Raw genomic sequence first — 26,345 nt, forward strand, 5'->3', positions numbered from 1 at the left:
AATTTGTTTTAACTTAAATCAAATAAGATTTTAACCAACCATGGTCAGCCCACCAGACACACTAATCACCTGTCCGGTAATAAAAGAGGCCTCGTCGCTGGCCAGGAAAGCCACGGCACCCGCCAAGTCTTCGGGTTGACCAAGACGGCCAAAAGGAATGGCACGGGTCAAGCCATTGCGCAACTTTTCACCATACTCGCCTTCACCGCAGAAATCACGGAACAAAGGCGTATCGGTTGGGCCGGGGCACACCACGTTAACGTTGATCTGTTTTCTGGCCAGTTCACGGGCAATGGTTTTGGAGAAAGCGATTAAACCGCCTTTACACATGGCATAAACGGATTCGCCACTGGAACCGACGCGGGCTGCATCAGAGGCAATATTTACCACACGACCCTTGCCACGCTCTGACATGCCTTTGAGTACCGCATGGTGCATGTACAATACACCAAAGAAGTTGATGTCGACAATTTTTTCCCATAGCTCCTTATTGGTATCCAGGAAATTGCCGGCCCGGTCCCAGCCTGCGTTGTTAACCAACACATCAATGGGCCCCAGCGTGCTTTCAATGTTGTTCACGCACTCAATGACTGATTCCTGATTGGTCAGGTCTACCAGGAAGGTTTGCGCGAAACCACCCGCTGCCTTGATTTTTTCTACGGTTTTATCGCCGGCTTCCTGATTGATATCAACCACAGCCACCTTGGCACCCGCCTGACCAAACCGCTCGCAAATAGCGCTGCCAATACCGCCGCCGCCACCGGTCACCAATACAACTTTATCTTTTAATCCAAACATTGTGTTTCTCCACTAAAATAAGTCTATACGCGTAATGAACCCATTCTTCACTTAAATAACCATGACTACTTCCGATCAAGACAAAGAAGCAGCAATCTATGAAATCAATAACCGGCTTTTTTTCCGATTTTTCCAGGCTGCCAACACCCTTCACACCAAAGGCACCCAGGCACTGGAAGAATTTGGCATAACCACCCAGCAATGGTCGGTACTGGGCGCCCTATCCAGACCCAAGGCGGAAAACGGCATGAGCGTGAACGAACTGTCGCGCTACCTGCTGATTACCCGCCAAAACCTGACCGGCCTGCTTGGCCGTCTTGAGCGTGATGGCTATATCGTCCGCACACCCAGTACCGAAGACCGCCGATCCATCAGGGTTTCCTTAAGCCCCAAAGGAAAAGAGCTCTGGAAAAACCTGGCTGAGCCTATTCATCAGTTTTATGACCTTGCACTGAAGAACATTTCCTTTGATGACCGCCTGGCCCTTATCCATTACATCAACACCTTGCAGCAAAACATGTCTAAAATTTAAGCTTTAACTTAATTTAAGGCCTGTTTTTGTACGGGCAATAATCATTTTCATGATTTGCGCGGTACCATCACCAATTTGCAGGCCAAGCACATCCCTTAAGCGCTGCTCATAAGGGTAGTCTTTGGCATAACCACCGTGTCCATGGAACAGCAGACACTGGTAAATAATGTCATAAGACAGTTTTGGTCCCCACCATTTACACATGGCCGCCTGTGAGGTATGGGGCAAATCCTTGTCTTTCAGCCAGAGCGTTTCAAGGCAAACCAAGCGGGCCGCCTGATAATAGGTTTCATATTCAGCCAATGGAAAACTGACCCCCTGGTTTTCCACGATGGGTTTGCCAAAAGTTTCACGCTCTTTGGCATATTCCCAGGTTTCATCCAAAGAGGCACGCGCCACGGCAAGACACTGCAGCCCGATTAAAGCCCGGCTATAGTCAAAACCCTGCATGACCTGGGTAAAACCTTTGTCTTCTTCACCCAGCATATGGCTGGCCGGCACCTTGACCCCATCAAAGAATATTGAACCCCGCCCCACGCAACGTGTACCCAGATCATCAAAGGCGGTACGGGTAATACCGGGCAAATCCATGGGTACCAAAAATGCGCTAATGCCTTTGGCACCTTTGACACCACTGTTGGTACGGGCAAAAACCACGGCAACATCAGCCTGGTCAGCCAGTGAAATGGAGGTTTTTTCACCGGTCAGAACATAATGATCGCCCTCTTTGACCGCTTTCAATTGCAATGCTGCAGCGTCTGAACCGGCTGAGGGCTCAGTCAGTGCAATCGCAATCAGTTTTTCTCCGGCAATGATTTTTGGCAACCATTCCTGTTTAAGCGATTCGCTGGCAAAACGATTGACGATTTGACCACATAAGGACACCAGCAAGCTGACATATGCCATGTTGAAATCCGAAGCGGAAAGCTGCTCAAGCAACAGACCGCTGGTGACGCAGTCCATTCCCATGCCACCATAAGCTTCGGGCATTTCCACGCCCAGTAAGCCCAACTCACCCATCTGGCGCACGATGTCCCGCTCAAGGCGTCCTGTTTTATCGCGATGCTGATAACCGGGTGCCAGCACCTCGCGTGCAAACCTGCCTGCACTTTCCACCAATACCCGCTGATCTTCTGTAATTGAAAATTCCATATTGCCTCTTCAACCTGATTAGAATATATGTAAATATATTTACCCATCTGCCTATAATTACATAATCCTTGATCGAGTTCAACAAAATTTCCTGATTAATGGACAACAAAATCAAAATAAAGGGAAAACACTAGTATTTTAATTGTGCTCAATGAGGAAGAATAACAAAAAATATTATGGAAATATGTTTACCTATATGCCTGCAGGGATATCCACGAATCCATGCATAAATAAGGTAATCCATCCATCAAGCATCAAATTCTTTCATCCACTATTACACAAGAGACAGATCATGAAATTTGACACATCCCTGATTGATGCACGCAAAGAAAAAATGACAACAAACGGCTTCTGGAAAAACAGGACTATCGAGGATTTCTTCAGCCAGGCAATGCAAACGCATCCGGATAAAACTGCCGTTGTTACCTATAAGGTCGATGGTGAAAACAGCTCCCCCGTACGCCTTTCCTATCGTCAACTCAATGAGCGTATTGACACCATTGCCAAATCCCTTATCCGCCTGGGCATTCAACGCTCCGATGTAGTCAGTTTCCAGATTCCCAACAGCTGGGAGTTTATTGCCTTATCCCTGGCATGCGCCCGGATTGGTGCGGTGGCGAACCCCTTGATGCCCATTTTCCGTGACCGGGAATTAAGCTATATGCTGAAATTTCTCGAATCCAAGGTCTTCATTGTCCCGTCCGTATTCAAGAACTTCAACTATGAAGAAATGGCCAACGGACTACTACAAAAAATAGACACCCTGCAACATATTGTGGTCGTAGGCGGTAAAGGCGAAAACAGTTTTGACAAACTCCTGCTGACGGACACCTCTTCCGAACCCCTTGTCCCCGATCCGGTCAAACCAAACGATATTCTTCTGCTGATGTTCACATCGGGCACCACCGGTGAACCCAAAGCGGTCATGCATACGTCCAACACGCTGTTTGCCGCCCTTGACGGTTTCGTGGATACCCTTGAACTGAAAGACAGTGAAATTATCCTGGGTGCCTCTCCCATGGCACACCTTACCGGTTACGGTTATCTGGCCATGCTGCCTATCATGCTTAATTCAACCACGGTTGTCATGGATAGCTGGGAACCCAATATCGCCCTGCAAATCATTAAAGACGAAGCAGTCACGTTCAGCATGGCTTCCAGCCCCTTTGTACAGGACATGTGCAATGCCACTGAAAAGGGAGCCCCCCGTTCTCCGCAATTTACCAAATTCTGCTGCGCAGGCGCGCCCATTCCGCCCATTGTGATAGAGCGTGCCCATAAAATCATGAACCTCACGGTATGTTCTGCCTGGGGCATGACCGAAAACGGCGCCATCACCATTACCCCCCCTTCAAAGGCACTGGAAAAATCCAGCATCAGCGATGGCAAGGCCATTGCCTGCACCGAACTGAAAATAGTTGACGGTAATGACAATGAATTGCCACAAGGCGAAACAGGACGCCTGCTGGTCAGAGGTGCTTCCCAATGTGTGGGTTATTACAAAAAACCCGAACTCAATGCACTGACCGAAGACGACTGGTTTGATTCAGGTGACCTTGCCTTCATGGACCCGGAGGGCTATATCCGCATCAATGGCCGCAGCAAAGATATCGTTATTCGCGGTGCAGAAAACATTCCCGTGGTTGAAATTGAAAACCTGCTTTACCAGCATCCTGCCATTGCCACCGTTGCCATTGTTGGCTTCCCTGATGAACGGCTGGGTGAACGGGCATGCGCCTTTGTAACGCTTAACGAAGGTGCCAGCTTCTCTTTTGAGGAAATGATCCGATACCTGAAAGAGAAAAAAGTGGCCCAGCAATACTTCCCCGAAAAGCTGGAAATAAGGGGCGATTTACCCAGAACACCCAGCGGCAAACTGCAAAAATTCATGCTGCGCGAGGAAGCCAAAACTTTCCAGATTGATTAATCCAGCCAATAGGTGGAACCACAAACATGAATACAGCAGTACTTAAAGAAATCGTGGGCCAGGTCGGCATACTGACCATCAATCGCCCGGATGCCATGAATGCCCTTAATGATGATGTCATGAACGGCCTGACCCTGGGTCTGGATGAGTTCGAGCAAAATGATGCCATTCATTGTGTGATTATTACCGGTTCGGAAAAAGTGTTTGCCGCCGGAGCCGATATTGCCGCAATGCGCAACTACGAATACATTGATGTGTATCGTGACAACTTCATTACCCGCAACTGGGAGCGCCTGAAAACTTTCCGCAAGCCTACCATTGCCGCTGTTTCAGGCTATGCGTTGGGGGGTGGCTGCGAAGTGGCCATGATGTGCGATATGGTGTTTGCAGCAGACAATGCCAAGTTCTCACAACCCGAAGTCAGGATCGCCACCTTGCCGGGGGCCGGTGCCACCCAGCGTCTGCCCCGCTCTGTCGGTAAAGCGGTAGCCATGGATCTATGCTTTACCGGTCGCATGCTTACCGCCGCCGAGGCCCTGCAGTTTGGCCTGGTATCGCGCGTGTATCCCAAAGCGGAACTCATGCACGAAACACTTGAACAGGCACAAGCCATCGCAGCGTATTCCCTGCCTGTTCTCATGATGATGAAAGAATCCCTGAACCGGGCTTTTGAAACACCCTTGAACGAAGGGCTCGCCTTTGAGCGAAAAATGCTTTATGCTACTTTTGCACTGGAAGATCGCAAAGAAGGCATGAATGCCTTTATTGAAAAACGACCGGCCAATTTCAATAATCGTTAACAAAAAAAACGGACCAGGTCCGTTTTTTTTACCTCTCAGGCATTTGATATACATGGACACGATTGAGCAAATCCCCCAAAACGCTGCATTAGCAGCCATTACCAGTCGCAAAAGCATCCGAGGCTTTTTGCCAGATGCCATACCGGCCCCGCTGTTACACACCTTGCTGAAAACCGCAGCACGCGCGCCCAGTGGCAGCAATATCCAACCCTGGAAGGTACATGTCGTATCAGGCCAGGCCCGCGATGCCTTATCTGCCGCCCTGCTTGATGCTTTCCAGACTGGCACCCCCAACCAGTGCGAATACCAATACTACCCTAAAGAATGGCGGGAACCTTATCTGGCCCGTCGTCGCGAAAACGGCTGGTCGCTTTACAATATTCTGGGTATCCAAAAAGGCGACAAGGCCGCCATGCAACGTCAGCATGCCCGCAATTTTGAATTTTTCGGGGCCCCTGTTGTCTTATTCGTGACCCTTGACAACGACATGGAACAGGGCAGCTGGCTGGATGCCGGCATGTTCATACAAAATATCATGATTGCCGCCCGTGCCCTGGGCCTGCACACTTGCCCGCAGGTTGCACTGGTCAATTACCCTGCCATTGTCAAACAGCATCTGTCCATCCCGACTGGGCAAACCCTGGTCTGCGGCATTTCCCTTGGCTATGAAGATACCTCCAACCCTGCCAACACCCTGGTGACCACCCGGGTGCCGCTGGAAGAATTCGTGACTTTTCACGAATAGTCTTCAGGCAGGGAAAACAAAGTTTTCCAGGTTCATCGCTTGTTAGCAGAAGTCGTTTGAAGACTTCAAGGTACACTTTCATACTGTTTTTACAGCCCCCCTTTTAATAACATGCGAACCACCTGGAGACCCTTTGCCTGGGTCAGTGCTACCCTGCGTGCCGGCAGAACCAGCCCCTGCACAGAACTTTATACCTTGGCATGTTATTTTTGCTACTGGCCTGCCTGGCACTGGGTCTGATCCTCGTAAACGCAGACTGGATCACTCAACGCAGTGATACTCGCTGAAAGAAGACCTGAATGCCTGCCATACCGGCAGGCACGCTCATGTTTTCCCAGGAATACGCCAAACAAATACCCAAAGCACAAAAAAACTTATTGTGGAATGCCAACAGCCTCATTGACCACATTTTCTTGAGTAACGGAAACAGATTGATTAAACATACTGGATGACCTGATCATCTCTGATGTCCCTATCACCAGAGGTAGATTGGTCATGGTTTGATTCTGCAGCAGATAGAACAGGCTTCTGTTAAGATCATTGCAAGGAGTCACACAGCTCACCCGTGCATTTCTTTCCTCCAGCTTATCTTGCTCAAAGCCCCGGAATTTCAAATCATGAGTATTGTTGTTGCTGAATCCTACTTCCAGGGGCGGTGAATATTCGAAACTGGCAGCAACCGCAGAAACAGAAAAAAAACCAGCTCCAAGAACAGCAAAGGCAGAAATCAGTATCAAGGATTTTTTCATGCTACACCTCCGAAAGGTTAAAACAGAAAAGCCAATTCATCCACCTCAATGGCCGTTTCGTATAGGATACACTTAAACAATTGAAAAATATACTCTATTTTTGTTACTACCACACAGTGAGAACACGATGGACATGATCCCGATTTATACCATGAAATCAGAACCGGAAGCCGCCGTTATTTCTTCGCTCATGACGGCCTATGACATTCATTTTATTATTTCAGGACGAGGCTTCAGTTCCATGTATCCTGGTGCGGTATCCAATAGCCTGAATGAGCAGACGCTGATGGTTCGTGCAGACCAGGTTGAACTGGCCAAAACCCTGCTAGAACCTTTCTTGAACAGCTGAAAAAACGCCTTTACACCAGGCATGTTGTTCAAGCAAAAACGAACGGTCAATCCAGATCATTTTTGTCAATCTCTTTGGGAATACCAATCGCTCGTTTGATAAGCCTCCAGGCAATCAACCCAATCCCCAAAAACAATACGCCCAGTACCGTCGCAAGTAAAAAATAACTAAAATCACTCATATTTTTTCCTGGTATTAGTGGCTTGCACTCCATTGCACGAGCAAGTCTTTAATCTGTTCCCTGTCACAATTATTCCATAGTGCCACAGCCAGTAACAATCGCGTCTTGCGCGGACACAACCACCGCCCCATTAAAACACCATTTTTCTGCAGGTCTATTTCAGCACCTTTATAACCATACACGGCCTGTGTGGTACTGCCCGCACCGGTTCTGGAACAGACAACAACCGGTATCCGTTCTGCGGCCACCACCAGCACATCCCGCAGGGACTCAGAAACATGGCCGGATCCGAAGCCTGCAACCACGACTGCCTGGCAAGCCCCGTGCGCTATTGCCAGAGAAAGTATATCCGGATCATCATCAAGCGTATGCTCAAGCAATAACACTTTAGCACTGGTACTGGCCGGGATCGCCAGTTGTGGTTTACGCACGGTTGCCCTGAAATACTGTACCTGCTTTTCAAGCACCACCCCTGCCAGACCAAATACCGGAGATTCAAAGGCATTAACACGGCTTGAATGAACTTTACGGACATGTCTCGCTTCATGAATTTCGTCATTCATGACTACCAGAACACCCCTGTTGACAGATTCCTGGCTACACGCAACCGTCACCGAGGCCAGCAAATTGGCTGCGCCATCGGCTCCGGGCTCTTCGGGCGAACGCATGGCCCCCATCAATACCAAGGGCTGGGGATGACGCCAGAAAAGATCCAGAAAAAAGGCGGACTCTTCCAGCGTATCGGTGCCCTGGGTAATAATGACACCATCGGCACCCTTTTCCACTTCTTTTTCGGCCCATGCCAGGCAATTGAAAAGATGCTCAAAACGAATGGAACCACTGGGCAATTTTTGCAGGGTTTGCAGGCTAAAATCTGCCATATCGGCAATACCCGGCACGCCTTGAGCCAGCTCCCGGGCGCCCAGGGTGGCGGTTACGCCCCCGGACTGGCTGGCAGTCATGCTAATGGTGCCCCCCAAAGCGCCAATGGCGATCCGTTTCTTGCTCATTATTTTTCCTTGTTTGCCAATGCTTAAATAAGACCGGCAATCGCCATGCCCACTTCTGTGGTATTGGCCGTGCCACCCAGATCCCGAGATTTTGGCCCCTGCACCAGCACGGTTTCAATCGCAGCCATGATGGCATCATGAGCCTGTGCGCAGGCCGGATCCTGTTCTCTGAAAAAGTCCAGCATCATGGCACCCGACCAGATCATGGCAATCGGATTGGCGATGTTTTGTCCGTAGATATCAGGCGCAGACCCGTGCACCGGCTCGAACAGGGACGGGAAGGTGCGGTCGGGGTTCAGGTTGGCTGAAGGCGCCAACCCAATCGTGCCGGTACAGGCCGGCCCCAGGTCGGACAGGATATCGCCAAACAGATTGGAAGCCACAACCACATCAAAGCGGTCGGGTTGCAGCACAAAGCGGGCAGACAGGATATCAATGTGCTGTTTATCCCATTGTACCTGTGGGTAGTCTTGCGCCATTAAGGCCACCCGTTCATCCCAGTAAGGCATGCTAATTGAAATGCCATTGGATTTGGTGGCGGCCGTGAGTTTTTTACGTTCGCGCCTGGCCGCCAGCTCAAAGGCGTATTTCAGAATGCGGTCTACGCCCTTGCGGGTAAAAACCGACTCCTGCAACACCAGCTCACGGTCGGTGCCTTCAAACATTTTGCCACCTACCGACGAATATTCACCTTCGGTATTTTCACGCACGACCAGGAAATCAATATCGCCAGGTTGGCGATTGGCCAATGGGCATGGCACGCCAGGTAACAATTTTACCGGGCGCAGGTTTACATACTGGTCAAAATCACGACGGAACTTTAGCAAGGAACCCCACAGGGAAATATGGTCAGGCACGGTATCGGGCCAGCCTACGGCTCCAAAATAAATGGCATCAAACTGCTGCAGGGTTTCAAACCAGTCATCGGGCATCATTTTGCCGTGCTGAACGTAATAATCGCAGCTGGCCCACTCAAACTCCTCTATGTGCAAATCCAGCCCAAACTTTTCCTGTGCCGCTTTCAATACACGCAAGCCCTCGGGCATGACTTCTTTACCAATACCATCACCGGGAATGGCTGCAATCCTGATTTGTTTTGTCATTTGTCATCCAACAAAAAAGTAAATATTCTTATTTATTTAAACTGTAATTCATGAATATCATATCTTAACCATATATGCCCATCTTGCGAACGGTGAGCCTGACTCAACCTTAAAAAACAACAGGAAAACAGACAAGAAAAAATCCCCCTGTTCCCGGCATGTGTTATCCGGCAACAGGAGGATCGTATCAACAGACAAACATCTGTCTGCTTGAGCACTTACAGCTTTTCGGTTTCGCCCGAGGTGGGTTTCCAGGTCAGGAAATGTTTCTCGGTAAGGCTGACCATTAAATCAAGGACCAAGGCGAAGACGGTTAACACAATAATACCGGCCACCACCGTATTGATATCAAAAGTGCCTTCGGCCTGCAAAATAAGGTAACCGACCCCACTTGCCGAACCCAGGTACTCGCCAACCACTGCGCCCACAAAAGCCAGACCTACCGATGCATGCAGGCTGGAAAACACCCAACTGGTTGCCGATGGCAAATAGACATGGCGCAACAATTGTTTGCGGTTGGCTCCCAGCATTCTTGCGTTATCCAGCAAAGTGGGGCTGACCTCCTTGATGCCCTGGTACACGTTGAAAAACACGATGAAAAATACCAGCGTGACGGCCAGCGCCACTTTTGACCAGATACCCAGGCCAAACCACATGGCAAAAATAGGCGCCAGAATAACCCGGGGCATGGAGTTGAGCGCGGTCAGGTAAGGATCAAGCACCAGACTGGCGGTTTTTGACAGGCCCAGCCACAAGCCAAACAACATGCCGAATACCGTGCCAATCACAAAAGCCAACAGGGTTTCACTTAAGGTCACCCCTAAATGACGGTAAATATCGCCATCGACAATAAACCAGTCCCAGATAGTCTGGGCCACCCCAAGCGGCCGGCCAAAAAAGAAAGCCACGTTGTCGTTAAGCGAGGCAAAATACCAAACACCCAGTATTGACACCAAAATAATAAACTGCCACAACCGGAAGTTGCGTGTATTAGGTTTAATTGAATTCCACATATCAGGCCCGTTTCTGTTGATTGTATCCTTTCAGGACTTCTTCGCGCAGGACATCCCAGATAGCCTTGTGCAGCTCGGCAAAACGGGGATGGGAACGAACCTCGGCCACATCACGGGGCCGTGGCAAATCAATCTTGAACTCACCAATAATATGCGTTCCCGGACCGGCTGAAAGAATCACCACACGATCACTCATGGCGATCGCCTCATCCAGGTCATGGGTAATGAACAACACCGCCTTGCGCTGGCTCATCCATATTTCCAGGACCTCGTTTTCCATCAATTGACGGGTCTGGATGTCAAGGGCCGAAAAAGGCTCATCCATAAGAATGATATCCGGATCCCGGATCATGGTTTGCGCCAGCATGGCCCGCTTACGCATTCCCCCCGACATTTGATGGGGGTATTTGTTGACGGCATGCGACAAACCAACCCGTTGCAGCCAATCCATGGCCCGGGCACGGGCCTGCTCTTTGGGAACATTGGCAAACTCAAGCCCGGCCATCACGTTTTCAAGCGCACTGCGCCAGGGCATGAGTGCCTCACCCTGGAACATATAACCGGCCCGGTGATTAATACCCCGCAAAGGTTGGCCAAAGACCTTGACGGAACCGGCAGACGGCTCAAGCAACCCGGCCCCTACGTTAAGCAGGGTTGACTTGCCACAACCGGTTGGCCCCACGACAGAGACAAACTCACCAGGTGCAATATGCAGGCTGGCGTCACGCAGTGCGGTATATTTCTCGTTTTTGTTATCACGTGACACGAAGGTACATGTGATCTTATCCAAAGATAATGCAGGTTCTGACATATTGACTTAAACTGTTTGCGCTTTTTCAGCAAAATCGTTGGTCCAGCACTTGGACAAATCAATCGCCTCGGCGTTGAAATTTTTAATATAGCTGGCCAATGCTTTCAAAGCCGTTTCGGGTCCTTTCTCGTTCATCAGGCCATTGGGTGACAAGCCCTCGAAGCTTTTGGTCAAGGCCAGCTTGTAGACCTCGGGATTACCCAACAGGTAACTTTCGGGAACCACCTTCATGACTTCGTCAACACCCACCTGCTGGATCCACTTGTCGGCTTTGACAATGGCATTGGCCAAGGCCTGTGTCGTATTGGGATTCTCATCAATAAAGCGTTGTGACGCATACAGACAGCCTGAGGGCATGGGGCCACCAAAAATCTCTTCGGTAACTTTCAGGCTGCGGGTATCGGCAATGATCTGGATATCTCCCGCATAGTCAAGAATACTTAACACCGGATCCACGTTACTGATGGCATCGATTTGCCCCGAGCGCAAAGCGGTTACCGCACCGGCACCGGCACCGACGCCAATAATGGACACATCGGAATCTTTCAGACCATGTTGCTTCAGGAAAAAGCTCACCAGCATATTGGTGGAAGACCCTGGTGCCGTGACACCGATTTTTTTGCCTTTCAGGTCTGCCGGTGATTGGTAATCGGGCATGTTCTTTTTGGACACAGCCAGACCAATCATGGGCGCACGTCCCTGCAGCACAAAAGAACGATAAAACTGCTTCTTGGTCTGCAGGTTAATGGTGTGCTCGAATGCACCAGAACAAACATCGGCGCTGCCACCCACAACCGCCTGCAAGGCTTTTGAGCCACCGGCAAAGTCGGCAATTTTCACATTCAGTCCTTCTTCCTTGAAGTAGCCATTAATATCAGCAATCGACAAAGGCAGATAGTAAACCAGCGCCTGGCCACCCACCGCGATTGATACATCTGTTTTTTCCAGTTTCTTGTCTTGGGCACGCACGAAAGACGGTGCCAAAGCAGCCAAACCGGAAACACCCGCAATTTTCATTAAATCACGACGGGAAATAGCCATTTTCAATCTCCTACATGGATGTTCTTATAAAACCATAGAAAAAATTTACCCATTCCGAGTAAACAATAACGTTTCATTGTAACAGAGCGTTTTCTATTCAAGTCACGACAAACCCGCCGGCCGTGGCTGAATCGGGTTATTACCTAGTTTTTTCACAGGCAAATGCCCGATTCTCCCAACCGTCAGCGGTCCTGTTTTCAGGCTGACTGACTTTGCTTTTCTGCGACTTCAGACAAATTCCGGGCAATCAAGGCAAAATCATGCCCGCTGGGCGATTGATGCAGGCGCAACCCAAATTCGGGAACCACGGCAAAGATATGATCAAAAATATCAGCCTGGATACTTTCATATTCAACCCACGCCACGGTATTGGTAAAGCAGTAAATTTCAATAGGCACACCATCTTCAGTGGGGGCCAACTGCCGGACCATGATGGTCATGTCTTTGCGGATATTGGCATGATTGCGCAAATACGTTTCCAAATAGGCCCTGAAAGTACCTATATTAGTTAACCGCCGGCCATTCAGGGCCGTGCTTAAGTCCCAGTTATGCTCCTGGTTGTGTTTTTCAACCTCCCGGCTTTTATCCAGAATATAGCTGGCCAACAAACGGCTTCTGGCCAGCTTTTTCATTTCTGTCTCACTGATAAAATTAATGCTGGTCACATCAATATTAACGGAACGCTTGATACGGCGCCCTCCCGATTCCGACATTGCCCGCCAGTTCTTGAACGAATCTGAAATAAGCGCATAAGTGGGTACCGTGGTGATCGTGTTGTCCCAGTTCTGGACCTTGACCGTTGTCAAGCCAACATCAATCACCGCGCCATCGGCATTATATTTGGGCATTTCCAGCCAGTCACCCAGCTTGAGCATATGGTTGGCCGACAACTGTATACCTGCCACCAAACCCAGAATGGGGTCTTTGAATACCAGCATCAAGACCGCCGTCATGGCACCCAAACCACTAAGCAAAATAACCGGTGAACGGCCAATAAGCAGGGAAACAATGAAAATACCCACCGCAATGGAGGCGACCAGCTTGATGGTCTGGAAAATCCCGTTTAAAGGAAGCTGTGTGGCCACCTGCCTTTTATAACACCAGTCCAGCAGGATATTCAGCGTTGAAAACAAGGCGAGCAGTGCATAAATATATGTCCATATTTGCACGGCAATTAATATGCTATTCAGAAGCCTTCCCTGTAATAGCCATAAATTGGCCTGTATACCGACCAGGATCCCCTGAATAAAAAAGACTACGTGGCTGAGCAGACGAGAATGGCTTAATAGCTGTAAAAACAGATAGGGAGATTTTTGCATACGGGACCGCAAAAATCGTACCACCCCATAATGCAGGATGAAATGAATGATAACGGTTGTAATGAAAATCAAACCCAACGCAATCCAGGTGGCTTCGTTTTCCGTCACATCATATTCCCAGGCTTTAAGCCAATAGGACAAGGGTTCCAGCATGTGTTGTTCCTGTTTGTTTACTTCGGAGATTAAAAAATAACGCCCCGATTAACGGGGCATGAACCTGAATATTATTAAACCATCTATAAGAAACAATATCAAACCGTCAGGACTTGTCCGTCCCTGGCCACCTTGACATTAGCCGGCAGGGAGTCGGGATTGTTAATGAGCCAGTTATCCATTTCATGGCCAATATGGGTCAGCAGCAAGACACCAATCGCCAAGCCCTCACACATCTTCAGCGCCGTGTTTAGATCATTGTGATTGCGTGGAGGCGTATCGCGAGGCGGATGGGAACAATCCACAATGCAATAGTCCAGGGGTCGCTGTTTTAAAAAAGCGTAAGTATCCGCCCCCAGTCCAACCGTATCGGTCAAGTAGGCAATACGCCTTTCCCCTTCCTCAAAAAAATAACCAAAACAGGGTTTGGAGTGCACCAATGGCAAGGCGGTCACCTGGAATTGCGCCCCCAACTGGCGAGTTTCAAATGCAGCAAAAGGCTGCGAAAAATCAAGGATACCGGGGTGCTTGTATAAATCGGCAAAGCCGGCTTCATCAAACGGGCCATGAACCGGGATACGCAACCCCACGCCCCAGCGCAAATGCAACAAACCCTGGGCGTGGTCGGCATGATAATGCGTTTGCAAAATACCGCTTAGCGTACCCGGCGCAAAACGCTGGCATAAATCCATATGGCCGCTGTCAACCAGCCATTGCCCTGCACCGCTTTGCACAAGCACGCTACTGGGTTTGCGCACAAACCGCGCGTCCTGGCCCGCCCGCTGGCAAGCCGGACACTGGCAATTATAGACAGGAACCTGGGCAGTATCCCCAGTACCCAGAAAGGTCAGTTTCATTCATTACTCCAGAACAAACCCGGCCGGCAAACCGGGAAAAAACCTCAAGATATCGGATATTTCAGGATAAGAACGTAGGCTTTTCAGATTGAGTTACTGCATTGCACCACGTTTCCAGTTGAGCACGCAACTGCTCAACCGCCAACGATAAATCTCCCGAGTTGTCCACGCGAAAGAAACTGATTTGCCGCAAGGCCAGCTTGTTTTGCAATACCTGTTCCAGGCATTGGTTACGCGCCAAACGCAGGGTGATTTCCTGCAAAGACTCCCGTCCCCGGTTAATCAACCGTTGCCTGAGCAGCTCAGGCCTGACCGCAACCAGCACGATAATCACACCGGGGTACAACTGGCTTACCCGGGTACAGTAAGAGCGTGAACCGTTAACCAATACCGTTTTCCCTTCTGCCAGATAACGATCCAAGTCTTTGGGAATACCATAGGCCAGTCCATTGGCTCGCCAGCTCATGGTAAAACCGCCCTGGGCCTCAATCTGCTCAAAAGCCTGCATCGAGACGGAATCAGCAACTTCACCCGGCGAATTTTCTGGCCGGGTAATCACCCGTTTCATGATAACGCAATCATCTGGCAAATCATGGGCCAGGGCCTGCAACAGACTATCCTTGCCACTTCCTGAGGGTCCCACCAAATAAACCAGTTTTCCCGCCATTAGAACACCCTTTCCCCTTCGCGCCAGACCTGACGCACCACAAACTGAGAACCGGCCTGTGCGACATGAACCAGATCCGCCCGCAAACCCAGCCTGATTTCACCGCGATCACTCAAATTGGCGGCGCGTGCCGGCAGCAGGCTAATGGTGGCGACGGCCTTGGGCAAATCGTAACCATTTTCCAATTCGCTCAGCTTTTTAACCGCCTGCAACAGGCTGGCCGGATAATAATCGCTGGACAGAATATCCAGTACGCCATGGCCGGCAAGATCTGCGGCGGCAATATTGCCGGAATGGGAACCGCCCCGTACAATATTGGGCGCCCCCATCAGTACTTTCATGCCCAACTGATGGCTAAGCGTGGCCGCTTCATGCGTGGTGGGAAATTCTGCAATTTGCATGCCAAAACCGGCCGACTCTGTCACATGCTCATGAGTGGCATCATCATGGCTGGCCATGGAAAGGTTTTTTTCCTGGCAAATACCGGCAATCTTGCGACGATACTCAACACTGTATTTTTCGGCATTGATGCGCTGGCGAACAATAAAATTTTCCATCTCGGCATCGCTCAGGTGATATTTGCCCTGATAATACTCACGGTATTTCTCGTATTTGACAAACTGGCGCTGCCCGGGCGTGTGGTCCATTAAAGAAACCAGTTTGACCAGCTCATGGTCAACCAGTTTTTCAAACATTTCAAGGGTTTTTTCATGGCTCACCTCACAACGCAAATGCAGTCTATGATCAGCACGCGTATGGCCGCCCTGATTAGCCTTGCCAATGGCCTCTACCATGCGTGGCAATTGCATCATACGGTTGCCCTTGGGGTTCACATCTCCAATTGATAGCGCATCAAACACCGTGGTAATGCCTGAGCCGATAATTTGCGCATCATGGGCCAGTACGGCAGAATCTGAAGGCCAGTCTACACCCGGGCGGGGGTTCATGTATTTTTCCAGATTATCGGTATGCAACTCGATAAATCCTGGCATCAAATAGTCACCGTTCAAGTCCTGGGCGGCCGAAAGCTGACTCTTTCCTTCGCTGATCTCGCTAATAAGGCCATCGCGAACCACTACCGTACCGGTAAAGACGTCATTGGCCGTGACAATTTTTGCATTCGTGTAAATCTGTTCATGCGGCATGACTGGACTCCTGGGCATTCATATCGATATAACGGTCGGCCACCCCATCACGGGCAGCCTTGTCATGGAAAATGCCAATAAGCGCCGAACCCGCCTGTTTGGCTTCTGTGATCAAATCCAGCACCACCTGACGATTAACGTCATCGAGCGAAGCCGTGGGTTCATCCAGCAGCAGAACCGGCCAGTCAACCATGAAGCCACGGGCAATATTGACCCGCTGCTGCTCACCACCGGAAAACGTGCCGGGCGCCAATGACCACAAACGCTCGGGAATATTCAGACGCTGCAGCAAGGCCTTGGCCCGGCTGCTTGCCTTTTCAGTACTCCAGCCCCGCTCCAGCGCTGGTTCCATCACGATATCCAGACACGTTACACGTGGAATCACCCGCAGGAACTGGCTCACGTAACCCATGGTTTCGCGACGTACCGCAATAATTTCACGCGGCTCGGCCCCCACCATGTCAAACATGCCACCCCGATGCAGAATACGGATACTGCCATTGGCAGGCAGGTAGTTACCGTATAGCGTACGCATCAGGGTTGATTTACCTGCCCCCGAGTGACCGTGCAAGACCACACATTCGCCTGCCTGTACGTTGAAACTGATATTTTTCAGCACATTCAGGACAACGCCCTGCTGCTGATGCAACGTAAAGGTTTTATTTAAATTTTCAACTTCCAAAATTGTTTGCATTGCAATCACCTTAAGGCTGTAAAACGGATGACACCAGCAACTGGGTATAGGGATGCTGCGGATCATCAAGAATCTGGTCAGTGAGGCCGCTTTCCACAACCCGTGAACGGCGCATCACCATTAAGCGGTCTGCCAGCAAACGGGCCACAGCCAGGTCATGGGTCACAATAACCACAGCCAGATCCAGCTCACGCACCAGGCGGCGCAACATATCCAGTAAACGGGCCTGTACCGAGACATCCAGCCCCCCTGTGGGTTCATCCATGAAAACCAGGCGTGGACTGGAAACCAGGTTGCGGGCTATTTGCAGACGCTGTTGCATCCCACCCGAAAAAGTGCGCGGCAAATCATCAATGCGGTTGGGATCAATTTCCACCTGATTCAGCCAGCTCAGGCCCTGTTCCCTTAAGGTACCGTAGTGACGGACACCCTGTGCCATCAGGCGCTCACCAATATTGGCACCGGCTGATACGCCCATACGCAGTCCGTCACGCGGGTTCTGCTCGACAAACCCCCACTCGGTACGCAACAGGGTACGGCGCTCGGCTTCGCTACTGCTGTACAGGTCAATCAACTCACCCTGTTGATTGCAGTAGGTGATATTGCCTTCCTGTGGCTGGCTACGCCCCGACAATACGCTTAACAACGTGGATTTACCGGAACCGGACTCACCCACAATGCCCAGCACCTCACCGGGATACAGGTCAAAGGAGACATTCTGACAACCTTTATCAGGGCCAAACAGTTTGCCCACTTCCCTGACTGCAAGCAAAGGCTGCCTGCCCGCACTTTGTGTTGTTTCAATAATTGAAGGTAATGCTGCCATTACTGTTTCTCCTGCCGGGCAACCTGCTGGCTGCAATAATCGGTATCCGAACACACGAACTGTCTGGTGCCCTGGTCATCGACAATGATTTCATCCAGGTAAGAATGGTCGCTGCCACAGATGGCACAACTTTGCTCCCACTTTTGCACTTCAAACGGGTGATCGTCAAAGTCAAGACTGCTGACCCGGGTATACGGGGGAACCGCATACAGGCGCTTTTCACGACCGGCACCAAACAGCATCAGGGCCGGGCTCATGTCCAGCTTCGGGTTGTCAAACTTCGGAATAGGTGACGGGTCCATCACATAACGGTCATCCACCAACACCGGATAGGCATACGCCGTTGCAATATGGCCATATTTGGCAATGTCCTCATACAGCTTCACGTGCATCACACCATAATCATTCAGGGCATGCATGGTCTTGGTTTCCGTTTCTGAAGGCTCGATAAAACGCAAGGGCTCGGGAATGGGTACCTGAAACACCATGATCTGGCCTTTCTTCAGTTCAGCCTCGGGAATCCGGTGACGGGTCTGGATGATTGTGGCTTCCCCGGTTCTTTCGGTGGTTTGCACACCTGCGGTGGTGGAAAAAAAGCGCCGGATGGACACCGCGTTGGTCGTATCATCAGCCCCCTGGTCAATGACCTTAAGTACATCGTCCTCACCCAGTACGGCAGCGGTTACCTGTATGCCACCGGTACCCCAGCCATATGGCAAAGGCATTTCACGACCGCCAAAAGGCACCTGATAGCCGGGGATGGCCACGGCCTTGAGCAGGCCACGACGAATCATGCGTTTGGTTTGTTCGTCAAGATAGGCAAAGTTATACCCTTCTGCCCGGGCCGGACGGTTCTGATTTTCCAGGCTGGTTATCATGCCTGCTTCTCCTGTATAGAATATTCTTCACTGATTTGCTCATCCTGTGCATGCATTTTGCGGATCAGTTCCAGCTCTGACTGGAAGTCGACATAATGCGGAAGCTTCAAGTGTGAAACAAATCCGGCAGCTTCCACGTTATCGCAATGCATTAACACAAACTCTTCCTGCTGGGCCGGTGAGATGATTTCCTCACCCAGTTCCCCGGCACACAGGGCGCGATCCACCAACGCCATACTCATGGCCTTGCGTTCGTTGTAACCAAAGGCCAGACCATAACCACGGGTGAACTGGGCCGGTTCGGTTTTGGAGCCAATGAACTGGGTTACCATTTCACACTCGGTCACTTCAATATCACCCAGCGGCACGGCAAAATCCAGTTCTTCCGGCTCGATCCAGACCTCGGTAAAACCAATCCGGATTTCACCGGCAAAGGGGTGGTTACGGCCATAGCCTCGTTGGGTTGAATAAGCCAGTGCCATCATGAAGCCTTCATCACCACGGGCCAATGCCTGCAAGCGCTGCATCCGGCTGGTTGGAAAGTCCAGCGGCTCACGGGTAATATCCGGCACCGGTGTCCGGGTGTTCTTTTCAACCCGCATCAGGCCTTCTTTTTCCAGCAGTTCAAGCACACGGGGACAAGGCTCGGCTGGCGACGCTTCCAGTGACTGCCCGGGTAAGTCCTGACCTTCTGCCAGCAAGGTGAAATCCAGCAAGCGGTGGGTATAGTCAAACGTGGGGCCCAGCAACTGTCCACCCGGCAAGTCCTTGTAAGTGGCAGAGATACGGCGCTCCATTTGCATCTCACCGGTTTGCAATGGCACTGACTCGGTAAAGCGGGGCAAGGTCGTACGATAGGCACGCAGCAGGAAAATCGCTTCCAGCAAGTCACCCGCCGATTGTTTAATGGCCAGTGCCGCCAGCTCTTCATCATACAAAGAGCCCTCGGTCATGACCCGCGCCACCGCCAGACTCATTTGTTCACGAATCTGCACCACTTCAAGCTCGGGAATGTCGGTAGAACCACGACGTTTTTTTGCCAGCAGGTAATGGGCGTGATCAATGGCTTTTTCGCCACCTTTTACAGCAACATACATGGTTAATTCTCCACCTGAAAGTTGACTTGCGTACTGCGTGACAAGGCCATGATCTGCTCACCGGCAATAAAAAACATATCAATACCGCGGGGAAACGCACTCACCGCCTGACGGGTCTGCCAGAAAGCCTTATCCACCGGCAAACAAACCTGTCTTTGTGTTTCGATGCCAGGTCCCTGCCAGACAGTTGGCACACCACCCTCAAAAGAATCCAATTGAATAAGGGCTGTGCAGGACTGATCAGGGTCGCGATCGGTTCCCGCATTCAAACTGGCAATCACCCCGGTTTCAGAAGCCAGCATCAGGGCAAAGTCGGCATTCCGGGCTTGCTCGACCACCGGGCAGGCACAATGAAAGGCCAGATTGGCCCTAATGACCGGTGTATCCAGTGCCGGGCTCAGCCAGACCTTCGTATCACTGTCAAGCAGGGTCAAGGCCAGGGCATAACTGGCAGGCGCCAGTGTATCCAGCGCATCAACCAGACGGAGCTCATGGGAAAGACCGGGTTCGGCCATGGCCTTCAGGGCCAGCCGGAAACTTTGCCGGGAACCGCTAACCGGATTGTCAAAAGCCGGTTTCAAATCGTTTGAGTTCATTGTTTTAATCTCCGCGAACCATCGTAAAGAAACTGACCTTGGAAGCGGCTACCTCCGCTTCTCTTTGCGAACGTTTCTGCTGTTGCTGCAGCTGTAGCGGCTGTATTAAGGTTGCCATCCAGTGCGCCTGATCATTGCCTTGCAAATGGGCATCGGCCAGGGCCGCCAGCTCGGCATGCTGTTTATTGCGCCCGGCAATGTAGCTGTATCCGGTACTGCCCTCATCCAAACGAACCACGCAGCGGGTCACCGTCATTTCACCGACATTGAAAGCCTGTCCGGTGCCACCGGTGCGTCCCCTTACCATCACCATGCCGGTTTCAGGCGCACGGATTTTGCGATAGGCACTACGGGTCAATTCTGTTTCAAAAGACATCAATGCATCTCCGGCCCTGGCCAGTACCTGCATCCATTGCTGGCGCAACGTTTTATTTGCTTGAGCTGTCATGCTCGTTGACTCCATTAATAAAAACCTGATATTGAAAATGATCGGCACGACTGACGCTGAAGGACAACTCCATGGGTCTGTCATGTTGATCCTGGGATAAGGTCAGAATAGTCAGTACCGGCTGTTGCTGGGACATCAGCAGGCGGCTGGCTTCATCTACCGTGGGCATGCGGGCACCGATCAGGCTGAATTTACGGGAGAGTTCACACCCCCGCTCTTTCAGATAAGACCGCATGGAGCCCTTGGCATAATCCTTTAATAAAAAATCATAGCGCGTTGAAAAGTGATGGCTGATCAGGCTGACCGGCTGTTCTTCAATAAACCGGAGGGTTTTGTACTCAAGCACATCTTCCCCATCGCGCAGTTCAAGATGCTTGATTTCATCTGCACTGGGGCTGCGCTGGTAGACCTTAAGCAAACGGGCTTTGGCGCTGTAACCCATGGCACTGAGCGCATCGCTATGCGCACTGTTGGCCTGGACCGGATAAGGGATGGGACGGTTCAGCACTTGGGTTCCCTTTCCCTTGATACGTAAAACACAGCCTTCCTGCACCAGCACATCCAGCGCCCGGCGTACCGTATGCCGATTCACGGCAAAACGTCTGGCCAGGACCAGCTCACCCGGCAGGTAATCACCTGCCTGATAAATGGACAGTTCCGCCCTGAGCGTGGCTGCCAATGCCAGGTAAACCGGACCCTCTTGTCTATACAAGTTCATGCTTGAAAACGGGCAGTTCATACCTGCCCCTTATCCCTTAAAGCTTAAATAAAGAAACGGCGTAATCGCTGGGAAATCATGTCGATCACGCTAACCGCGACAATAATGATCAGCAGGATGGCTGCACTTTGGCCAAACTGAAAACCACGAATTGCCTCCCACAGCAATACACCAATACCGCCGGCACCCACCATGCCAACCACCGTAGCCGAACGTACGTTTGACTCAAAGCGGTACAGCACATAGGAAATCCATAAGGGCATCACCTGCGGAATCACACCAAAGATCACTTCTTGCAAGGCGCTGGCACCGGTAGCCCGCACCCCTTCAACCGGACCGGGATCAATCGATTCCACCGCCTCGGCGAACAGCTTGGCCAATACCCCTGTAGTGCCCAGAAAGAGCGCCAGGGTGCCCGCAAAAGGCCCAAGCCCTACCGCCACCACAAACAGCATGGCAAACACCATTTCATTGATCGAACGCAAGGCATCCATCAGACGACGTACCGGCTGGTTAATCCACCAGGGCACTATATTGGCTGAAGACAGAATGCCCAGTGGAATGCCGGCAATCACCGCCAGCACCGTTCCCCATACGGCAATCTGAATCGTGATGATCATTTCATGCAGATATAAACGCCAGTCGGTAAAGTCGGGGGGGAAAAAATCCGCGGCAAACTCTGCCATGTTTCCGGCATCTTTCCACAGCTGGGCCGGATTCATTTCAGCGCCTTGCCAGGACCATGCCAGGATCACCAGGAACAGCCCCCATCCCAGCAGGCTTAACAGGGATTTACGCGGTGGCTTTTGTAAATTTACTTGTGAAGTAAGTGTTGTCATATCTTTTCTGTATTTGTAGTGCATGGCACCAGGCCACGCACCTTTTCAAATCCTGCAACGGCAATCAGGACTGTTTTGCTTCCAATGCTTTCAGGCTGGCGGCCAGTTTCTCCAGATCCTCATCCAGTTTTTTCAGCTGGGCCTGTTTATCGGCTTCTGACAGTTTCCCGTCAGCAGCCACCTGGTTACGCTGTTTGAACAGTTCCAGCTGACGGATCGGCAGCAACTGGTCATTGCTGGAAGGTTTGAACTTGGCCCAACTCAGCCCATTCAGCACCGCCAGCTCTTCCGGCTTGTCGCCATAGGTATCAAAAAACTCAGTCACTTTGGTTTTGACCTCTTCAGGCAGGTTCTTACGCCATACAATCGGGTCAGAAGCAATTAATGGAGAGCGCCAGATTTCCTTGATTTGTGCCGCCTTTTCAGGGTTTGAAACTTTCAGGCGATCCAGGCTTTCGGTGTTGTTGGTCGCGACATCAACCTGCTTATTGGCTACCGATAAGGCATTGATTTCGTGATTGGCATTAACCGTGCGTTTGAAAATCTTGTTGGGATCAAGATTGTTCTGGGCAAAAACGTAGTAGCCAGGCACCAGAAAACCGGAAGTGGAGTTTGGGTCACCATTGCCAAAGTTCAGGTTTTTGGCATTCTTGATCATGTCTTCCACATTATTGATCGGGCTGTCTTTATGCGCGATCAACAGGCTCCAGTAACCCGGTTTGCCGTCTTTATCAACCGTTTGGTAAATCACTTCACCATTGGCGCGGTCTACCGCTTCCATGGCCGATTTATTGCCATACCATGCAATATCAACCTTATCAAAACGCATACCCTGGATAATGCCGGCATAATCAGGGGCAAAGAAAGCCTTGATTTCATAACCGGTTTTTTTGGACATATCGGCCAGGAACGGATCCCACAGCTGTCTTAAGTTTTGTGAAGACTCGGTTGAAATAATACCGAAGTTGATTTCTTGTTTGTCTTGGGCATAGGCGACACCTGCCGTCAAAGCGGTTGCCAAAAGGGAAACTCCCACACGTTGGTAAATGGATTTAAGCATTGTTTATCTCTGGTTTCAGGTTTGCAATAACAAATGATTGGGTTTACAAAGGGATATAGCCATTGCAGGCTTTCGTTTTCAAATTAATTTAAATTTGAATTTTTAATGGTTTCAGGTCAAGCCACCTTGCGTTCCACTTGCCTGAACATGGGCTCATGCCGTTCTTCTTTGTCTGCCTGATGATCGGAAAACAATAAGCTCGTACCCAGTTCAGCGCCATACAGATCATTCAGGAAATGATTGGTCAAACCACTGATTGGGCCATCAAAGTGCTTTTTGCCATTTTTCAGGGCAACCGCATGCTTGCAGTACTTGACGGCATAATCCACCTGATGCAGCGTGACAATGACGGTTTTGCCGTCTTTTTTATTAATATCGGCCAGGGCATCCATCACGTTGCGGGCCGACTCCGGATCAAGCGAAGCAATAGGTTCATCAGCCAGAATAATTTCGGCCTGCTGACAAAGCGTACGGGCAATCGCCACCCGTTGCTGTTGCCCACCCGACAGGGTTGAGGCACGGCGATAAGCATGTTCAAGCAGGCCCACGCGTTCAAGCGCATGCAAGGCACGCTCTTTTTCTTCAGCATTGAACAATCCCAACGTACCACGCAACCGAGACATGCGCCCCAGACAACCCAGCAAGACATTTTGCAGCACGCTTAAGCGACCAACCAGATTGAATTGCTGAAAAATATAGCCAATATCAGAACGGATACGGCGCACATCACGACTTAAATGACCATTCCCCTGAATCTGTTGACCCAGTGCATGAATGGTTCCACCATTGGTGCGGTCGGCACTGGCCAAACCTGACAAATGGCGTAATAATGTTGATTTGCCTGAACCCGATGCGCCAATCAGTGCCACCATGGCACCTTTGGGAACATTCAGTTCCATATTGAATAAAACCTGTTTGGAACCAAATGTTTTACTCAGGTTTTGTACTTGAATCGCTGAAGCCATTTTCCTGCCTTTTTACAAAGGATTAATTCGAAAGATGGCTGCATAATAAAGCGGTGATATGACAGGAGCGTTAATGATCTATGACAAAATTGCAATATTGCGCTTTATCCGCCCTCCAAAAACCAGACAAGTTCCCTTCTGTCAAAAGTGCTTTTATCTATATAATAAAAAAGGAATTACCGGTTTTCGGCAATTCCTTTCTGGCAAAAAAACTAGACAAGTTAAATGCAGCAATAATTTGATAACCGCGTGATTACCCTCGCATGGTCACGAACTCTTCGGCAGCGGTGGGGTGAATGCCTATGGTACTGTCAAACACGGCCTTGGTCACTCCTGCCTTCACCGCAACGGCAAAACCCTGGATGATTTCACCGGCATCATCGCCCACCATATGCATGCCCACGACTTTATCGGTCGCCACGTCTACGATCAGCTTCATGAAAACACGCGCGCTACTGCCACTAAGCGTATGCTTGAGCGGGCGGAATTCGGAACGGAACACTCGGATCTGGCCGAATTTTTCGCGTGCATCTTCTTCCGAATAACCGACGGTTCCGATATTGGGGTGGGTAAACACCGCCGTGGGAATATATTCATAGCTCATTGTTTTCTGTTTTTTGCCAAACAGATCATCCACCAGCACCATGGCTTCGGCAAGGGCTACCGGTGTGAGCTGAATCCGGTCTGTCACATCACCCAGGGCAAAAATGGAAGAGATTGAAGTTTGATAACGTTCATTCACCTTGATCGCCCCGTTTTTGGCAATTTCCCCGCCCAATGCTTCGAACCCCAAGCCCTTAATATTGGGCGCACGTCCCGTTGCATAAAGAATCTGGTCTGTCAGCAACACGGAACCATCTTCAAGGGTTGCTTTCAGGCCTTCACCGGTTTTTTCAATTGACGCAATATTGGCATTGACCCTGAGATCCACACCGGCCTTGCGCATTTCACCGGCTACAAAATCACGGATTTCACGATCGAAACCACGCAAGACCTGTTCAGAACGATAAAGCTGGGTAACGTGCGCACCCAGGCCATTGAAAATAGAGGCGAATTCACAGGCAATATAACCGCCCCCCACGACCAGGAGGCGTTGTGGAAACTCGGGCAAGTCAAAGATCTCATTAGATGTGATCACATATTCCTTGCCTGGCACATCCGGCACGGCAGGCCTGCCCCCGGTCGCAATCAGGATGTATTTTGCCGTATAAGACTGGCCATTATCGAGCGTGACGGTATGCGGGTCTTGCAGGGTTGCCCAGCCACGGATCAGTTCCACCCCGGCACCCTTGAACAGATTTTCATAAACCCCGTTAAGACGACTAATCTCTGTTGCCCTTTGCCGCTTCAGGGTTTCCCAGTTAAGCACCGGTTTTTCGCCTTCCCAGCCATATCCATGCGACTCTTCAAATGCCTCGGCGTAATGCGCTGCATAGCTGTACAGTTTCTTGGGAATGCATCCCAGGTTCACGCAGGTACCCCCCAGAGGAGCCCCTTCGGCTGCGGCAACCCGCGCCCCTGTCTGAGCCGCCATACGCGCAGCCCGAACGCCACCACTTCCGGCACCAATTACAAACAAATCGAAATCAAATTTATTCTGTTCACTCATTGCTGTTTCCTACGTTAATCATCCGGTTCATTATACGTACTTTATATTAACCTCATGATTAACGGCAAATACCGGCTCGTCCACCCGACAAAACCTGCCACGGCTTACTTCGCGTTACGGTGCGGCTTGCCGGATTCATTTATTACATTAAAGAAATTCCATAATGAGTTGTTTTAAAACAATATATTTTAAATAAATACCTGATTGGCGCGCCAAAGTCTTTATCAACACCTTATTGCCTGCGATACTGTCAAAACACTTTC

At 50.5% G+C, this 26,345-nt stretch carries 29 protein-coding genes; 5 read left to right on the plus strand and 24 right to left on the minus strand.

The window, feature by feature from the left end; all coding sequences use genetic code 11:
• Positions 1 to 30: 30 nt before the first annotated feature.
• Positions 31 to 798 carry a glucose 1-dehydrogenase gene (locus tag KU392_RS12430; RefSeq protein WP_217735459.1) on the minus strand — a complete coding sequence of 256 codons (768 nt, stop codon included), beginning with the start codon at positions 796 to 798 and terminating at the stop codon, positions 31 to 33.
• A 61-nt stretch (positions 799 to 859) separates the two neighbouring features.
• Between KU392_RS12430 and KU392_RS12435 the strand changes: the two genes are divergently transcribed.
• The gene (locus tag KU392_RS12435) at positions 860 to 1,330 is read left to right on the plus strand and encodes a MarR family winged helix-turn-helix transcriptional regulator (RefSeq protein ID WP_217735460.1); all 471 of its coding nucleotides are present in this window, start codon (positions 860 to 862) and stop codon (positions 1,328 to 1,330) included.
• Between the two features lie 3 nt (positions 1,331 to 1,333).
• On the opposite strand, the gene aliB is transcribed toward KU392_RS12435, so the two are convergent.
• Positions 1,334 to 2,482 carry a cyclohexanecarboxyl-CoA dehydrogenase gene (gene aliB, locus KU392_RS12440; protein WP_217735461.1) on the minus strand — a complete coding sequence of 383 codons (1,149 nt, stop codon included), beginning with the start codon at positions 2,480 to 2,482 and terminating at the stop codon, positions 1,334 to 1,336.
• A gap of 292 nt (positions 2,483 to 2,774) precedes the next feature.
• Here aliB and KU392_RS12445 point away from each other — a divergent pair, with 292 nt between their 5' ends.
• From KU392_RS12445 to KU392_RS12455, 3 genes are read left to right on the plus strand one after another with little or no spacing between them, the layout of a single operon-like run.
• Positions 2,775 to 4,409 (plus strand): AMP-binding protein, encoded by a 1,635-nt coding sequence (locus tag KU392_RS12445; protein ID WP_169293302.1) that lies wholly within the window; start codon positions 2,775 to 2,777, stop codon positions 4,407 to 4,409.
• A gap of 26 nt (positions 4,410 to 4,435) precedes the next feature.
• Positions 4,436 to 5,209, plus strand: a complete 774-nt coding sequence (locus KU392_RS12450) for an enoyl-CoA hydratase-related protein (RefSeq protein WP_169293301.1) — start codon at positions 4,436 to 4,438, stop codon at positions 5,207 to 5,209.
• 52 nt (positions 5,210 to 5,261) lie between these two features.
• The gene (locus KU392_RS12455; RefSeq protein ID WP_217735462.1) at positions 5,262 to 5,954 is read left to right on the plus strand and encodes a nitroreductase; all 693 of its coding nucleotides are present in this window, start codon (positions 5,262 to 5,264) and stop codon (positions 5,952 to 5,954) included.
• Between the two features lie 374 nt (positions 5,955 to 6,328).
• Here KU392_RS12455 and KU392_RS12460 read toward each other — a convergent pair whose 3' ends face one another.
• Positions 6,329 to 6,703, minus strand: coding sequence for a hypothetical protein (locus KU392_RS12460; RefSeq protein ID WP_217735463.1), 375 nt, complete (start codon positions 6,701 to 6,703; stop codon positions 6,329 to 6,331).
• A gap of 133 nt (positions 6,704 to 6,836) precedes the next feature.
• Here KU392_RS12460 and KU392_RS12465 point away from each other — a divergent pair, with 133 nt between their 5' ends.
• A complete protein-coding gene (locus KU392_RS12465; protein ID WP_281421619.1) occupies positions 6,837 to 7,052 on the plus strand; it encodes a putative signal transducing protein in 216 nt (71 codons plus the stop codon).
• Positions 7,053 to 7,098: 46 nt separating this feature from the next.
• On the opposite strand, the gene KU392_RS14400 is transcribed toward KU392_RS12465, so the two are convergent.
• From KU392_RS14400 to gor, 21 genes are all read right to left on the minus strand, one after another.
• Complete coding sequence (locus tag KU392_RS14400; protein ID WP_256368573.1) at positions 7,099 to 7,233, minus strand: hypothetical protein; 135 nt, start codon at positions 7,231 to 7,233, stop codon at positions 7,099 to 7,101.
• Positions 7,234 to 7,247: 14 nt separating this feature from the next.
• A complete protein-coding gene (locus KU392_RS12470; protein ID WP_169293296.1) occupies positions 7,248 to 8,243 on the minus strand; it encodes an asparaginase in 996 nt (331 codons plus the stop codon).
• A gap of 23 nt (positions 8,244 to 8,266) precedes the next feature.
• A complete protein-coding gene (locus tag KU392_RS12475; RefSeq protein WP_169293295.1) occupies positions 8,267 to 9,346 on the minus strand; it encodes a tartrate dehydrogenase in 1,080 nt (359 codons plus the stop codon).
• Between the two features lie 218 nt (positions 9,347 to 9,564).
• Complete coding sequence (locus tag KU392_RS12480; protein WP_169293294.1) at positions 9,565 to 10,359, minus strand: ABC transporter permease; 795 nt, start codon at positions 10,357 to 10,359, stop codon at positions 9,565 to 9,567.
• 1 nt (position 10,360) lies between these two features.
• Positions 10,361 to 11,170 carry an ABC transporter ATP-binding protein gene (locus KU392_RS12485; RefSeq protein ID WP_169293293.1) on the minus strand — a complete coding sequence of 270 codons (810 nt, stop codon included), beginning with the start codon at positions 11,168 to 11,170 and terminating at the stop codon, positions 10,361 to 10,363.
• Positions 11,171 to 11,176: 6 nt separating this feature from the next.
• The gene (locus KU392_RS12490) at positions 11,177 to 12,211 is read right to left on the minus strand and encodes an ABC transporter substrate-binding protein (protein WP_169293292.1); all 1,035 of its coding nucleotides are present in this window, start codon (positions 12,209 to 12,211) and stop codon (positions 11,177 to 11,179) included.
• 197 nt (positions 12,212 to 12,408) lie between these two features.
• Positions 12,409 to 13,683, minus strand: a complete 1,275-nt coding sequence (locus KU392_RS12495; protein ID WP_217735465.1) for a mechanosensitive ion channel family protein — start codon at positions 13,681 to 13,683, stop codon at positions 12,409 to 12,411.
• A 98-nt stretch (positions 13,684 to 13,781) separates the two neighbouring features.
• Complete coding sequence (gene phnP, locus KU392_RS12500; RefSeq protein ID WP_217735466.1) at positions 13,782 to 14,540, minus strand: phosphonate metabolism protein PhnP; 759 nt, start codon at positions 14,538 to 14,540, stop codon at positions 13,782 to 13,784.
• A gap of 61 nt (positions 14,541 to 14,601) precedes the next feature.
• Positions 14,602 to 15,207, minus strand: a complete 606-nt coding sequence (gene phnN / locus KU392_RS12505) for a phosphonate metabolism protein/1,5-bisphosphokinase (PRPP-forming) PhnN (protein ID WP_217735467.1) — start codon at positions 15,205 to 15,207, stop codon at positions 14,602 to 14,604.
• Complete coding sequence (locus KU392_RS12510; RefSeq protein ID WP_217735468.1) at positions 15,207 to 16,352, minus strand: alpha-D-ribose 1-methylphosphonate 5-triphosphate diphosphatase; 1,146 nt, start codon at positions 16,350 to 16,352, stop codon at positions 15,207 to 15,209. The genes phnN and KU392_RS12510 overlap by 1 nt, the downstream gene beginning before the upstream one ends.
• Positions 16,342 to 17,046, minus strand: coding sequence for a phosphonate C-P lyase system protein PhnL (phnL, locus tag KU392_RS12515; protein ID WP_217735469.1), 705 nt, complete (start codon positions 17,044 to 17,046; stop codon positions 16,342 to 16,344). The genes KU392_RS12510 and phnL overlap by 11 nt, the downstream gene beginning before the upstream one ends.
• Positions 17,047 to 17,056: 10 nt before the next feature.
• The gene (gene phnK, locus KU392_RS12520) at positions 17,057 to 17,872 is read right to left on the minus strand and encodes a phosphonate C-P lyase system protein PhnK (protein WP_169293286.1); all 816 of its coding nucleotides are present in this window, start codon (positions 17,870 to 17,872) and stop codon (positions 17,057 to 17,059) included.
• On the minus strand, positions 17,872 to 18,750 hold the full coding sequence (locus tag KU392_RS12525) for an alpha-D-ribose 1-methylphosphonate 5-phosphate C-P-lyase PhnJ (protein ID WP_217735470.1): 879 nt from the start codon (positions 18,748 to 18,750) through the stop codon (positions 17,872 to 17,874). Before KU392_RS12525 ends, phnK begins: the two co-directional genes overlap by 1 nt.
• Positions 18,747 to 19,847: a carbon-phosphorus lyase complex subunit gene (locus KU392_RS12530; protein ID WP_217735471.1), complete on the minus strand. Its 1,101-nt coding sequence runs from the start codon at positions 19,845 to 19,847 to the stop codon at positions 18,747 to 18,749. The genes KU392_RS12525 and KU392_RS12530 overlap by 4 nt, the downstream gene beginning before the upstream one ends.
• A gap of 2 nt (positions 19,848 to 19,849) precedes the next feature.
• Positions 19,850 to 20,443 carry a phosphonate C-P lyase system protein PhnH gene (phnH, locus tag KU392_RS12535; protein WP_217735472.1) on the minus strand — a complete coding sequence of 198 codons (594 nt, stop codon included), beginning with the start codon at positions 20,441 to 20,443 and terminating at the stop codon, positions 19,850 to 19,852.
• A 4-nt stretch (positions 20,444 to 20,447) separates the two neighbouring features.
• Positions 20,448 to 20,891, minus strand: a complete 444-nt coding sequence (gene phnG, locus KU392_RS12540; RefSeq protein ID WP_246587471.1) for a phosphonate C-P lyase system protein PhnG — start codon at positions 20,889 to 20,891, stop codon at positions 20,448 to 20,450.
• Entirely contained in the window at positions 20,872 to 21,609 is a 738-nt protein-coding gene (gene phnF / locus KU392_RS12545; RefSeq protein WP_217735474.1) for a phosphonate metabolism transcriptional regulator PhnF, read from the minus strand. The genes phnG and phnF overlap by 20 nt, the downstream gene beginning before the upstream one ends.
• A gap of 44 nt (positions 21,610 to 21,653) precedes the next feature.
• Positions 21,654 to 22,448 carry a phosphonate ABC transporter, permease protein PhnE gene (phnE, locus tag KU392_RS12550; RefSeq protein ID WP_169293280.1) on the minus strand — a complete coding sequence of 265 codons (795 nt, stop codon included), beginning with the start codon at positions 22,446 to 22,448 and terminating at the stop codon, positions 21,654 to 21,656.
• A 64-nt stretch (positions 22,449 to 22,512) separates the two neighbouring features.
• Positions 22,513 to 23,508 carry a phosphonate ABC transporter substrate-binding protein gene (phnD, locus tag KU392_RS12555; protein ID WP_169293279.1) on the minus strand — a complete coding sequence of 332 codons (996 nt, stop codon included), beginning with the start codon at positions 23,506 to 23,508 and terminating at the stop codon, positions 22,513 to 22,515.
• A gap of 116 nt (positions 23,509 to 23,624) precedes the next feature.
• Complete coding sequence (gene phnC / locus KU392_RS12560; protein WP_217735475.1) at positions 23,625 to 24,473, minus strand: phosphonate ABC transporter ATP-binding protein; 849 nt, start codon at positions 24,471 to 24,473, stop codon at positions 23,625 to 23,627.
• A gap of 253 nt (positions 24,474 to 24,726) precedes the next feature.
• On the minus strand, positions 24,727 to 26,082 hold the full coding sequence (gor, locus tag KU392_RS12565; protein WP_217735476.1) for a glutathione-disulfide reductase: 1,356 nt from the start codon (positions 26,080 to 26,082) through the stop codon (positions 24,727 to 24,729).
• Positions 26,083 to 26,345: the final 263 nt, after the last annotated feature.

This window comes from Advenella alkanexedens (assembly GCF_019132845.1).
GTDB lineage: Bacteria > Pseudomonadota > Gammaproteobacteria > Burkholderiales > Burkholderiaceae_B > Advenella > Advenella alkanexedens.